Annotated in this window: 10 protein-coding genes; 3 read left to right on the top strand and 7 right to left on the bottom strand. The window is 53.3% G+C overall.

The genetic code is table 11. The features are described 5' to 3' along the window. Window positions 1-57 precede the first annotated feature (57 nt). Window positions 58-1,212: a JmjC domain-containing protein gene (locus AVO41_RS05935; protein WP_068584172.1), complete on the top strand. Its 1,155-nt coding sequence runs from the start codon at window positions 58-60 to the stop codon at window positions 1,210-1,212. Between the two features lie 725 nt (window positions 1,213-1,937). Further along, complete coding sequence (locus tag AVO41_RS05925; RefSeq protein WP_068584167.1) at window positions 1,938-3,086, top strand: PIN domain-containing protein; 1,149 nt, start codon at window positions 1,938-1,940, stop codon at window positions 3,084-3,086. 40 nt (window positions 3,087-3,126) lie between these two features. Here AVO41_RS05925 and AVO41_RS05920 read toward each other — a convergent pair whose 3' ends face one another. After that, window positions 3,127-3,387, bottom strand: coding sequence for a helix-turn-helix domain-containing protein (locus tag AVO41_RS05920; RefSeq protein ID WP_068584165.1), 261 nt, complete (start codon window positions 3,385-3,387; stop codon window positions 3,127-3,129). A gap of 87 nt (window positions 3,388-3,474) precedes the next feature. On the opposite strand from AVO41_RS05920, the gene trxA reads away from it, so the two are divergent. Beyond that, entirely contained in the window at window positions 3,475-4,329 is an 855-nt protein-coding gene (gene trxA, locus AVO41_RS05915; RefSeq protein ID WP_068584162.1) for a thioredoxin, read from the top strand. Here the strand turns inward: trxA and AVO41_RS05910 are convergent. The 6 genes from AVO41_RS05910 to truB form a co-directional block, all read right to left on the bottom strand. Beyond that, a complete protein-coding gene (locus AVO41_RS05910) occupies window positions 4,326-7,238 on the bottom strand; it encodes an insulinase family protein (RefSeq protein WP_068584159.1) in 2,913 nt (970 codons plus the stop codon). The genes trxA and AVO41_RS05910 overlap by 4 nt on opposite strands. Window positions 7,239-7,372: 134 nt before the next feature. Beyond that, complete coding sequence (pnp, locus tag AVO41_RS05905) at window positions 7,373-9,460, bottom strand: polyribonucleotide nucleotidyltransferase (protein ID WP_068584157.1); 2,088 nt, start codon at window positions 9,458-9,460, stop codon at window positions 7,373-7,375. Window positions 9,461-9,733: 273 nt separating this feature from the next. Beyond that, window positions 9,734-10,000 carry a 30S ribosomal protein S15 gene (rpsO, locus tag AVO41_RS05900; protein WP_068584154.1) on the bottom strand — a complete coding sequence of 89 codons (267 nt, stop codon included), beginning with the start codon at window positions 9,998-10,000 and terminating at the stop codon, window positions 9,734-9,736. Window positions 10,001-10,123: 123 nt separating this feature from the next. Next, window positions 10,124-10,615: a Crp/Fnr family transcriptional regulator gene (locus tag AVO41_RS05895; RefSeq protein ID WP_068584151.1), complete on the bottom strand. Its 492-nt coding sequence runs from the start codon at window positions 10,613-10,615 to the stop codon at window positions 10,124-10,126. Between the two features lie 97 nt (window positions 10,616-10,712). Next, on the bottom strand, window positions 10,713-11,513 hold the full coding sequence (locus tag AVO41_RS05890; RefSeq protein WP_082676583.1) for a methyltransferase: 801 nt from the start codon (window positions 11,511-11,513) through the stop codon (window positions 10,713-10,715). Next, window positions 11,497-12,423, bottom strand: a complete 927-nt coding sequence (gene truB / locus AVO41_RS05885; protein ID WP_068584145.1) for a tRNA pseudouridine(55) synthase TruB — start codon at window positions 12,421-12,423, stop codon at window positions 11,497-11,499. The genes AVO41_RS05890 and truB overlap by 17 nt, the downstream gene beginning before the upstream one ends. Window positions 12,424-12,539: the final 116 nt, after the last annotated feature.

Here is a 12,539-nt window from a genome sequence, read left to right as displayed (position 1 = left end):
AGGATTCCATGCTTTTGAGCCCCTCCATTCCTCTACTGTTAGTTTAAAGCCGATTTTATGATTCAGTTTCAAGACATTGATCTCCAAACCTTTTTAAGTGACTACTGGCAACAAAAACCGGTATTGCTTAAAAATGCCCTGCCTGATTTTGACGCGCCGATCACACCCGAAGAAATGGCCGGTCTGTCATTGGAATCCGAGGTCGAAAGCCGGATGGTGTTGCAACATGGCGACACCGATTACGAACTGCGTCAGGGACCGTTTGAGGAAGCCACTTACGAAACCCTGCCGGAACAGAATTGGACGCTGCTGGTTCAGGGCATGGATCGTCTATTGCCGGAAATGCATGACCTGCTCACGCATTTTGACTTTCTGCCTCGCTGGCGCATCGACGACATCATGGCCAGCTATGCCACCACCGGCGGCAATGTGGGGCCGCATTTTGATCATTACGACGTATTTCTGCTGCAGGCCGCCGGACAACGCCGCTGGCAACTGACCGCGCAGGACTGCACCGAATCCAATTACCTGACAGGCGTGGATCTACGTTTGATGCAACGGTTTGAGGTCGAGGATGATTACGTGCTCAACCCCGGCGATGTGCTCTATGTACCGCCCAAATGGGGCCATCACGGCATCGCGTTGGACGACGACTGCATGACCTTCTCCATTGGCTACCGCACCTACCGCGGGCAGGAAATGTGGGATTCACTCGGCGATCACCTGGCCGAAACTCAGACGTTTCAAGACTTGTATCGTGATCCCAAGTGGTCCAGCAACCTAAACCCCGGCGAAGTGCCGCCGGAAGCCGCACAACAGGCAAAATTACTGATTCAACAAATGCTGGATGACGACGCCCTGCTCCACACCTGGATGGGGCGTTTCGCCACCCAGCTGGATCAAAGCGGCGCCCAGCAACTGCCCGAACCGCTGGACGAAACCGAAAAAGCCGATCTGGAAACCTTTGTCGATGCCCTGCAACAATCACCAGGCCTGGTCAAAGATCCAGTCTGTCGCTTTGCGTACGTCGAAGGCACACCGGTCAAACTCTTTATCAACGGCACCCAATGGGACCCCCAAGGCGCCAGCGACCACCTGATCCGCACCCTCGCCAACCAAGATCAACTCACCGCCGAAGACTGCGCCGATGAAACCGGCCACAAACTGCTGCATGATCTTTGGCAGTTGCAGTATTTGATGTTTAGCGAATAAAAAGGCTGACAGAATTGGCACTAAAAATCACTTAACATTAGTGTAAGATGACAGCTAATCTCTAACTCCACTAAAAGATAACCTCCCCTTTTCCGAGTATTTATTCACGCACTTAGCATATCGCTTCGAAGCGTTTGACAAATGGCTATTGCCGGGAGCACCTGCGCTGGCACTTCGGTACGCCGCAAAGCCAAAGCTCTTGAAAATACAAATTGGAGTTTTTTTGAGCAAGAAAACCATTGAAAGTGAACCCTGGAGGGTCATGTACAGAAACGGTGTCCTGTTTGTTATCGGGGGATTCCTTGCCGCAGTGGCTTTTTTTGTTTCTGGGTGGACCGGTTTTCTAAACCATTTTGGGGAGCCGCCCTCTTCATGGTTTCAGCGAAGCGGCTCACTGATGACCATAACGATGGTTTTCGTAGACTACCACCTTTATAAACTGGTCAACGACGTGCGCCAAATAAACCAAATTCCGCCGTCGGCATTGCAGATTAAAGACCGGTATCATCCATTAATAAGGGTTTTACCGTACTTCGCTGTCCTTTTCACGGCAGTTGCGACGTTTGTGTGGGGATACGGGGATATTTTGTTTTCGGAGATAAGACAATTCTAACAAGGCCAATCACGGCGTCGCCTACTTCATTGCGACTTCATCCCCATTTCGTAGCCGCGCATGTTGGCTGGCGTTATAGATCAAATAGTATATTACGAAATTTGAAGGCTTTATGGAAAAAATAGAATTAGATTTTGGAGCGATCACCATTGATAACGCGATCTTCAAGCGTGAAGGATATAAGTTCTATGAAGGCCTCCTTGCTCAGATGAGACAATTTAAAGAAAGCCCCGTACTAGTCCTTCAAACAGATATTGTTCACAATGAAGCCATTAAGCATATAGGGCAAGAGATATCAAAAACTCGCTCTTCGATAGAGCAAGTGCTTCGGTCAGCGAATAAACAGTTAAAAATAAAATCCGATCATATCAATAATGCAAGAGCTTTGCTTTCAATTGATGGAAGTGAGGCTGAAATTGCAGAAGCGTGGCTAAATAAATATTATGAATTCATTGGAGCTGAGAAGATTGCTTCTGATGAATATTTAGATATTTCCAAATTAATGGATATGTATTTCTCTACTGAAGCTCCTTTTGAAACGGAAAAAGATAAAAAAAACGAATTTCCAGACGCTATTGCATTATTAGCCCTTGAAGGTTGGGCGGATAAAAATGACATAAATGTTGTCGCTGTCAGTCAAGATAAAGGCTGGAAAAACTATTCTGAAAATTCAGATAGAATCACATTGGTATCTTCTCTAGCTGAGGCGCTTGAGAAGTTTCAGCCGCACAACAAAGTTGTATCTATTATCGCTCATATCAGAGAAGACTCTCTGTTTGATGACAATAACCATGTATTAGAAGAAATCGAACAGGCAATCATAAAGAGCATTAATGGATACGATATTTGGGTTGAAGCAAGTTCATATATGCACTTTGAGTGGAACGATACATCCGCATTTTACATCTCTCATGAACTAGATAACGATCAAGCAGGTTTAGTTAGAGTTAGGGTTGTAAGTATTAATGATGAAACAATAATTCTTAAAGTGGGTGCTAAGGTCGAAGTGGCAATCGAGGCGAGTTTTGACTTCTCAGTAAGGGATTCAATTGATAAAGATTATGTTGGCATGGGTAGAAATATCTGCACTACTACTGAGTCTTATCATACCGATATATTATTAACTCTTTCTGGCGATTTTTCCCAAGAATTTGACGATATTGTAGTTACTAAAATTGAAGTACTAGAAACTATTGAGCACGCGGACTTTGGTGAGGTCGAACCTGATTGGAGAAGCGAGTACGAAGATGAAGAGCTTTAACAAGGAAAAGGGGACGCTCCCCTTTTGTTTTGGCCCTTACCTATGCCGAAGATTCCTGACCCAGCTCCCAACCCGGAAAAACCAAAACCGCTGGATGGCAGTTTAATGCTCTGGCCAACACTTTGGCTCGTTCTACGCCCAGTTTGACTCGGTTGTTTTCAATCGCAGAAAGGGTTGATTGAGGAATGCCAGACATCTCAGCCAATTGATTCTGACTCAACGCCTGTAGCTCACGCAGGATTCTGACCGATTCGCCGACGCTCACCTCGATATTTTTTTTGGCTTTTTGAACATCGTTCATACTATTTCATTCTAGTCATACAGGCTTGAAAAAACGCTCCCCGACCCTATTTTAACTTCAAATCCAATTTAGAACAGGAAACAGCCAATGAGTGAAAACGTCACCCAGCAGACTTTTGAACAGGCCGTGATTCAGGCCTCCTTTGAGCAGCCGGTATTGGTCGATTTCTGGGCGCCCTGGTGCGGGCCCTGCAAACAGGTGATGCCAATGCTCGAGCAACTGGAAACCAAGCTTTCCGGTCGCTTTAAGCTGGTAAAAGTCAACACCGAAGAAGAGCAGACGCTGGCGGCCGAACATCAGATTCGCAGCATTCCCAGCTTCAAGCTTTATCATCAGGGGCAAATGGTCGAACAACTGCAGGGCGCTCAACCGGCTTCGGCGTTTGAACAGTTGCTGGAAAACTACATGGCCCCGGATGAGGCTGAAACCTGGCGTTTGTCCGCCGAGTCAGCATTGGCAGAAGGTCAGCCGGATCAGGCGCGTGAATTATTGGAACAGGCGTTGAGCAAAAGTCCGGGCAATCTGAAAGTCTTGCGGGATCTGGGACAGCTTTATCTGCAGCTCAATGAGATCGACGCAGCCAAACAGGTTCAAAACCGGTTGAATGAGCTGGATGGCGAGGCGCCGGAAACCAAAGCCATGGCGCTTCAGGTGACATGTTTGGACATCACCCAGCAGCACCCGGACTCAGCGCCTTTGGATGCCGCGGTGGAGCAAAACGAGGCCACCAGCGAACAACGCTTTGCCCTGGCCTGTCACCAGATGTTGTCACAGAACATGGAAGCGGCGATGCAGGCCTTGCTGGACCTGTTCGCCCGTGATCGCGACTATGGCGACGGTGCGGCCAAGCGCACCCTGCTTCAACTGTTTGAAGCCCTGCAGGACGATGCGCCGGATCTTGTCAAAACCTTCCGACGCAAACTGCAAAGCCTGATGTTTTAAAGCGTGTGCACCTCAAAACCGTGATCGGTCAGTATCTGACCGTTTTCGGCGTTGGTGAGCACGGCACGCGAGGCGTTTTCCGGTTTCAGATAGGTTGCGGCGACCCGTCGCACATCGTCCAGCGTGGTATCCAGAATCGCTTGCCGGTGCGCGGTGCGCAACGCATGCGTGCGGCCATACAATTCGTAATAGAACGCTTTGCGTGCCTCGCCTGCGGGTGAGCCGGGCTTGTCGATGGCACTGATCACATTTAGAATCGCTTCGTCCACTTTGGCTTGGGTGGCCTGATCGCCCAGCACCCAGTCCAGCGAGTGTTCAAAGTCGGCATAGGTTTCCAGCACGCGCGGATCACGATAAGAGAAGAAAGCGAAACTGCCCGCTTCGGGGTTGTAAGTTGCCCCGCCACCGTATGCACCGCCCTTTTCACGCACGGCGGTGTGCAAAAAGCCATTACGCAACATCGCGCCCAGCACCGACAAGGCCGGGGCATCGGCATGCCCGGCCATCACCGCCGGATAAGATTGCGCACAGAAGTTGACCTGGGTGCTGGTGACCCAGGCCTGGTGAATTTGGTTGTTTTCCACCGACAGAGATAAACCGTGCGCCGGGTGTTTCTGTTCAAACAAGGTGTCCCAGCCCTGAGTGGAAGACAAGGCCGACGGCAACCCATCGGCATCACTGATAATCAGCGCCTGTTTGGCGGTTTGCATCAGTTTGTGCTGAATGTCGGCAAACCCGCTTTGCATCCGTTCCAGCCCTTGCGCCTCATCCAGTCCATCACTGAGCTGTTTGATCGCCTGAATCCCGGCGAAACCGGAACGCTGGAACTGCCAGTTGGCCACAGCGGAATGATTCTGGTTGGCCGCCATCATCGCCAGCGCATGCCCGCTGTTGGTCACGGACTGCTCAACGGAGGCACGAATCTGACCGACCAGATCCTTGATGCGGTCGCTCTCATCAAAGCGCGGATGCGCCAGGGTTTCAAACATCAGATCACTCAGCGCATGCTGGTGGGCATTGAGCGCTTTGCCGGACAGGACAAAATGACTGTGAAAACCAGCCGGGTCATCCAGATCGGCTTTCAGCGTGGATTTGGCACCCAAGCCGCCGGTGACGGCCGCCTGCAAGGCCTGGTTCTGCAGGTAATCACGTCCAGCCGCCCCGACTTCGGTCAGGCAGGTGTTGAACAACGGCATCAACGCCCGCTCGGAATCGGTCAATTCGGGCAGGTCCATCACCATCTGCAGATAAGTCAGACCATTGGTCCCGGCCTCGTAGGTCTGATAAGGCACTTCCGTGCTGGCACGATGCACCGGATCGATCTGCTTCAGGGTTTCCGGCACGTCGTTTTTGGTCACTTCCGGCAGCAGAGACGGATCATCGTCTTCATCCTGACGTGCCTGCAACGCCTGTGCCTGCTCGATGATTGCGGTTTTTTCCGCCTCAGTCAACTCAGCCTGTGTGCTGGCCAATCGCGCTTTTTCCGCCGCCGCTTCCCGGTCGGCCTGTTCCGGATCGGGTTTCATGGTCAGGCGCACACGATGCGGGTTGTCGAGAATCCAGCTTTGAATCAGATCGGGGATAAAGCGCGGGTTTTCGATGTCTTTACGCAGTTGCAACAAGGCCTCATCCACATCCAGCAAGGCAATCGGATCGCCTTCGTGCAGCGCACCCGGCAAAGCCTGCATGATCAGTTGCAGACCATAAGGGAAGCCATCGCCGCCGACTTCACGCTGAGCCAGTTCCAGCTGATGCAACATGGCTTCGACATCGGCCTGAGGCACACCGTCTTTGGCCACCTTTTCCAGCGTTTCCAGAATCAGAGCTTCCACTTTGTCGGCGTGTTCCGGCTCCGAGCCCTGTACCCCGGCGGCAAACGCCATTTCCTTGTTGCCGTCCTCAAACCCGCACAGTGGCGACGGCGCCGTAGCCCATTCGCACGCTTCCAGCGCCTGACGCAAGGGCGAAGCGCTGTTGTCGAGCAGCACCGAACTCAGCAAGTGCCCTTTGAGTACTGCCATGGGGTCCTGGTTTTCGCCCAACAACCAGCTTAGGACAATATGCGTCTTGTTCGACAAATCGTCTTCATTGAGCGCATAAGTGCTTTCCACCGACTTTGGCGCAGACAAACGCTCGGTTTTGCCCACCAGGGTTTTGCCGATTGATTGATCAAAGCGTGACAATGCCAAGTCTTCAAACTTGGCCTGATGATCAGCCGCCGGAATGTCGCCATAGGTCAGAAACACGGCGTTGGACGGATGGTAATGCGTCTGATGAAACGCTTTCATCTGAGCGTGGGTCAGTTTGGGAATGTCCGCCGGATCGCCACCGGAGTTATAGTGATAGGTCCCGGTCGGGTAAAGCTCTTCGGTGACTTTCTGAAACAAAGTCGCCACCGGGGAGCTCATCGCGCCTTTCATTTCATTGTAGACCACCCCTTTGTAGGTCAGGTCCGAGATCGGATCATCCTGGGTTTCAAATTCCAGTCGATGCCCTTCCTGCGCAAAATCCAACGGATCGATCTGCGGGAAAAACACGGCATCCAGATAGACTTGCAACAGATTGTCAAAGTCCTTTCGATTTTCGGTGGCAAACGGATACGCGGTCCAATCACTGGCGGTCAACGCGTTCATAAAGGTGTTGAGTGAACGGCGGATCATCATAAAAAATGGGTCACGCACCGGGAACTTTTCACTGCCGCACAGCACCGTATGCTCCAGAATATGCGCCACCCCGGTGGAATCCATCGGCACCGTCCGAAGCGCCACCATAAACACGTTCTGCGGGTCATCGCTGACCAAATGATAATGGTCGGCCCCGGTGACGTTATGGCGGTAATGCTCGACGTCGAGGTTGAGTGAGTCGATGCTTTGGCGGTGGATCAGGGAAAACGCTGGATGATTCGTCATGCACAAGTTCCTTCATGAATTCAGTGGCAATGCGCCGTTTGCTCGCAGCAACGACGCACGTCAGACAAAAAAAGCCGTGTGAACGGCTTTTTTATGGGTCAAACCGGCCTGATTTTCACCAGGCCTGGTGGTTTTTATACTTCTTTGATCGAGAGCTTAACGCGCCCTTGCTTGTCGATGTCAATCAAGCGGACTTCAATGTCCTGTCCTTCCTTGAGGTAGTCATTGACGTCTTCGACCCGCTCATCGGCGATCTGCGAGACATGCACCAGTCCTTCCCGGCCCGGCATGTAAGACACAAACGCGCCGAAGTCGACAATCTTGACCACTTTGGCCGGATAAATCTTGCCGATTTCAGGTTCGGCGGTGATTTCGGCAATTTTGACTTTCGCCGCTTCGGCCGATGCATCGTCCACCGCAGCGATCTTGACCAGACCGTCGTCATCGATTTCGATGGTGACACCGGTTTCTTCGGTAATCGCGCGAATGGTCGCCCCGCCTTTGCCGATGATTTCACGGACTTTTTCCGGCTTCACTTTGATGTTGAAGAAGCGTGGCGCGGTGTTGGCCACCGACGCATTGGACGCCTGAATCGCTTTGTCCATTTCCTTGAGAATGTGCAAGCGCCCGGCTTTGGCCTGATCCAACGCAATTTCCATGATTTCACGGGTGATGCCGGTGATTTTGATGTCCATCTGCAAGGCGGTCACGCCCTGCTCGGTCCCGGCCACTTTGAAGTCCATGTCGCCCAAGTGATCCTCATCGCCCAGAATGTCGGAAAGCACAGCAAAGCCGCTGTCTTCTTTGACCAGCCCCATCGCGATCCCGGCGATGGGCGACTCAATGGGCACACCTGCATGCATCAGTGACATGGACGTGCCACAGACGGTTGCCATGGAAGAGGAACCATTGGATTCGGTGATTTCCGAGACCACTCGAATGGTGTAAGGGAATTCTTCCACGGTCGGCAGCATCGCGGCCACACCGCGACGCGCCAGCATGCCGTGACCAATCTCACGACGCCCCGGCGAACCGACACGACCGCACTCGCCCACGGAATACGGAGGAAAGTTGTAATGCAGCATGAAGCGGTCGGAATAGGAACCGGTCAGTTCGTCCACCAGTTTGGCGTCTTTTTCCGTGCCCAGTGTGGTCACCACCAGCGCCTGGGTTTCACCGCGGGTAAACAGGGATGAACCGTGTACCTTGGGCAGCACGCCCACCTGGCAGTCGATCGGACGGATCGTCTTGGTATCGCGCCCGTCAATGCGCGGTTCACCTGCAATGATGCGACCCCGGACAATTTCTTTTTGCAGACGGCCGAAGGCTTTTTCAATCTCACCCTCTTCAAACCCGTCTGTGTTCTCTTCGGTGACCGCCAGCGCGTCGATTGCTTTGGCTTTGGCCGCGTTCAGTGCGTCGTAACGCTGCATTTTGTCGGCGATGGAATAAGCGGCTTCCACATCGGATTTGACCTGTGCGCTCACAGCGCCCATCAGTTCGGTGTTGTCCGTCGGTGGCGTCCAGTCCCAGGCGGGCTTGCCAGCTTCGGCCTGAAACGCTTTGATGGCATCAATCGCCACCTGCATTTGCTCGTGGCCGAACATCACCGCGCCCAGCATCACATCTTCAGGCAGTTCGGAGGCTTCGGATTCCACCATCAGAACGGCGTCTGAAGTGCCCGCGACGCTCAACTCCAGATCAGACGATTCCAGTTCGGCATCGGACGGGTTCAGTTGATAGCCGTCTTCGTCGGTGTAGCCCACCACGGCTGCACCAATCGGCCCTTCAAACGGAATGCCGGAAATGGCCAGCGCGGCCGAGGTCCCCAGCATCGCAGGCACTTCGGTGCCCACATCCGGGTCCAGAGAGACAACGGTGGCAATGATCTGCACTTCGTTCATGAAACCTTTGGGGAACAGAGGGCGGATCGGACGGTCAATCAGGCGGGAAGTCAGCGTCTCTTTTTCCGACGGACGGCCTTCGCGCTTGAGGAAACCACCGGGAATGCGCCCGGCGGCATAGGATTTTTCCTGATACTGAACCATCAGCGGGAAAAAGTCCTGACCTGGCTTGGGTTCCTTGGCTGCGACCACGGTGACGAGAAGTTGGGTTTCGCCCATGGCAATCATCACAGCGCCATCAGCCTGACGAGCGATTTCGCCGGTTTCCATGCGCACGGTGTGCTGACCGTACTCAAACGTTTTGGTAATTTTCGACATACTTGGTAATTCCTTTCAGGTGTTCCACGAAGGCCCGGACCTTTGAAACCTGAATCGGAAAACCAGCTCGTCTGGCAGGCTGACTTTCAGATTCAGGCTTAACACGGTTTCTTGCCGGGGAATGGTGTTCTGTTGCATCGGGCAAAGAACGTGACTATCTTAACGTAACTGCGTGACCCAGAAAAGCATGATCACACGCAATTCGAACGGACATAAAAAAACCCGCCGCTCCCGAAGAAGCGCGGGTTTTTCAGGTTGCGATCCCCTGCGGGATTACTTACGCAGACCCAGTTTTTTGATCAGGGCAAAATAACGGTCTGAATTTTTGCGGTGCAGGTAATCCAACAACTTACGACGACGACCGACCAGTCGCAACAGACCGGTACGGGAATGGTTGTCTTGTTTGTGGTCTTTGAAGTGCTCGGTCAGGTAAGTGATGCGGTGCGTCAGCAGCGCAACCTGAACTTCCGGTGAACCGGTGTCACCTGGCTTCTGAGCGAAATCTTCAACAATCTTCTTTTTATCTTCCGGGGTCAACATAACGTTTCCTTTTCAATCGGTTTGTTCAAAAGAAATTCTCCGCAACCGATGGCAGAGAAAGCGCGTATTATACTCGAAATCTTCGGTGTGTCCAGCCTTGAAGCCGGAAAACATCCAATGTAATCAGTGGCGACCGTAGCCGTGCATATAATGCTCGAATTGAGACAGATCGCTGCTCAGCGCCCGGATCAGATGATCCAGACTCACCACGGCATTTTCCACCAGATTCACGGCGATGTAGGGGTGTTCCACTTTCAGGCGATCGTACATGGGGCGCGTGATTTCCAGCAGGAACACTTCTTTGCTCGCCGCTTTCATGCGCAACATGCGAGGTTTGCGGTCAAAAAACGACATCTCCCCAATCAAATTGCCTCGGGCTTGCATGCCCACTTCGGCTTCGTCCTGCCCGTCTGAAGCGGAAAAGCCGACGCGGCCCTGAACGATGAAATACATCGAATCGCCCACATCGCCCATGTCGTTGATGATGTCGCCGCGTTTAAAGGTTTTTTCCTGCAAAAAATGCGACATCACTTCCACGTCCTGCCGCGTCAGGGATTCACAAATGGCGTTTTCCTGAAAATAATCAAACAGTTGATCACTGGTCATTTCTTTCATAGAGGGGTCCTTCATGGTCAAAGCTCGGGCGACGGTGCTTTCTGCGCGAGAAACCGATTCACAGGCCGTCCGTCCGTTAATGTCAATATCTTATCAGTTATAATGCGAAAGTCAGCAAAGGTTTGTGCCAACTCACCCGGCTTAAGCAGCCGGTTGGGTTTTTAGGGCCGCCAAACTGTTCGGCCCCCTGGGCAAAGGTTTCAAACAGCACAAACCCGCCCGGTCGCAGCGATTGGCGAATGTGCGGCCACAAAGACCGCTCCAGAAACCGCACCGCCAGAATCAGGTCATACTCGGCCTGCCAGCAGGACGCGTCAGGATCGGTGATATCCTGACACTGCCAATCCACGGCGACAAAGCATTGCGGTTGCGTCAGGCGTTGCCCGGCTTCCAGAGTAAGGGCTCGTTCCAGAACGCGCGACTGATTTTCCACCGCGGTGACCTGCCAGCCATGCGTCGCCAGATAAACGCTGTCACGCCCGCCACCACAGCCGATGTCCAGTGCCGTCATGCTTCCTGTTGGGTCACCGAGGGCGGCAGGTAAATCTTCTTCCACAAACGCTCTGACGCCCTCGGAAGGCTGCCAGAGACGCTTGGAATCAAACCGGTTTTTGACCAGGCCTGGTTCCGGGGTGTTCAGCAGAGCGTCCTCGCTCAGAATCTGTGTCACCCCATAGCCTTTTTCGGTCAGAAACCGTGTCGCCTGGTCGGCCTGAGCGGCATCCGTGGCAACCAGCTGCAACGCAGCGGGTCGGCAAGGCAATTCGTTCAGACGCTCACAGAGCGCTGGCCACGGAAGATGAGTCGATCCCGGCCAGTGCCCCCGGACATAGGTTTCGTGGTCACGCAGATCGATCAGCGGGGTCTGAGAGCAGGGTCTGTCAGAGGGCGTCGTCATGGCCAGGATCAGCGTTTAACAATGCCATCTGAACCAGGCGCTTAGGCTTGAGCAACGATTTGGCTTCCTGCCATTCGCCCACGCCGATAAACTGACCTTGCGCCTCATAAAACCGCACCAGATCGGTTTCGGGCCGCGGCACGGCCAGCTTGCCGCCACGCAGAGTCAATTCGGCCTCCTCAGCGCTCAACGACATGGCCTGCAAATGCGCCAACGGTGTGTCCATTGGCAGCAGCGTGGCCATTGGGTCCCGCTCGATCTCTTCCAGAGAGTGCATCTCATCTGCAGTCAGAGCGCCGCTTTGAATACGGTGCAATGCGGTCAGATGGCCGACCGTTCCCAGTTTTCGGGCAATGTCTTCGCCCAAGGTCCGCACATAGGTGCCTTTGGAACAGAGCACTTCAAACCGGATCTGGTCGTCTTCGATGTCTTTCAATACCAGTCGTTCCAGTGTGATTTCACGCGGCTGGCGCTCAATCTCAATCCCCTGACGCGCGTACTCATACAAAGGGCGCCCCTGGTGCTTGAGCGCCGAGTACATGGGCGGGGTTTGAAGCGTGGTGCCAAGAAAGGTGTTGAGCGCGCCCACCACCTTCTCCGTGGTCAGCGCCGGCACGGGGGCCTTATCGGTCGGATTGCCCAGACAATCACCGGAATCGGTGGCCTGGCCCAGTTTGAGCGTGGCAATGTAACCTTTTTGTGCATTGAGCAGAAAACCGGAAAATTTGGTGGCTTCCCCCAGACAGATCGGCAACAATCCGGTCGCAAACGGGTCCAGCGCTCCGGTGTGACCGCCTTTTTTGGCGGAAAACAGGCGCTTGACCTGCTGCAAGACGGCATTGGAGGTCATGCCGGCCGGTTTATCAACCAACACCACTCCATGCACATGGCGACGAGCTTTGTCAGACATGACGACTCCTGATCAACGGGGGCTAGGAGCCTGTCGGATTTAAGGCAGATCGACTGCGCCGGATGGAAAACGGCCGATTTTTCCGATCCTTTTCGTCAAATAGCGACTGCTATTCT

This window comes from Thiomicrospira sp. WB1, assembly GCF_001507535.1.
Taxonomy (GTDB): Bacteria; Pseudomonadota; Gammaproteobacteria; order Thiomicrospirales; family Thiomicrospiraceae; genus Hydrogenovibrio.
The sequence above is the reverse complement of the archived record's forward strand: the minus strand, read 5'-3'. Positions and strand labels throughout refer to the sequence as shown.

What these genes read in the sequence shown, in the direction of transcription:
- AVO41_RS05910 (WP_068584159.1), bottom strand. Translation starts at nt 7,238, where the DNA reads ATGACGAATCATCCAGCGTTTTCCCTGATCCACCGCCAAAGCATCGAC.
- rpsO (WP_068584154.1), bottom strand. Translation starts at nt 10,000, where the DNA reads ATGTTGACCCCGGAAGATAAAAAGAAGATTGTTGAAGATTTCGCTCAG.
- AVO41_RS05895 (WP_068584151.1), bottom strand. Translation starts at nt 10,615, where the DNA reads ATGAAAGAAATGACCAGTGATCAACTGTTTGATTATTTTCAGGAAAAC.
- AVO41_RS05920 (WP_068584165.1), bottom strand. Translation starts at nt 3,387, where the DNA reads ATGAACGATGTTCAAAAAGCCAAAAAAAATATCGAGGTGAGCGTCGGC.
- AVO41_RS05890 (WP_082676583.1), bottom strand. Translation starts at nt 11,513, where the DNA reads ATGACGACGCCCTCTGACAGACCCTGCTCTCAGACCCCGCTGATCGAT.
- truB (WP_068584145.1), bottom strand. Translation starts at nt 12,423, where the DNA reads ATGTCTGACAAAGCTCGTCGCCATGTGCATGGAGTGGTGTTGGTTGAT.
- AVO41_RS05935 (WP_068584172.1), top strand. Translation starts at nt 58, where the DNA reads ATGATTCAGTTTCAAGACATTGATCTCCAAACCTTTTTAAGTGACTAC.
- pnp (WP_068584157.1), bottom strand. Translation starts at nt 9,460, where the DNA reads ATGTCGAAAATTACCAAAACGTTTGAGTACGGTCAGCACACCGTGCGC.
- trxA (WP_068584162.1), top strand. Translation starts at nt 3,475, where the DNA reads ATGAGTGAAAACGTCACCCAGCAGACTTTTGAACAGGCCGTGATTCAG.
- AVO41_RS05925 (WP_068584167.1), top strand. Translation starts at nt 1,938, where the DNA reads ATGGAAAAAATAGAATTAGATTTTGGAGCGATCACCATTGATAACGCG.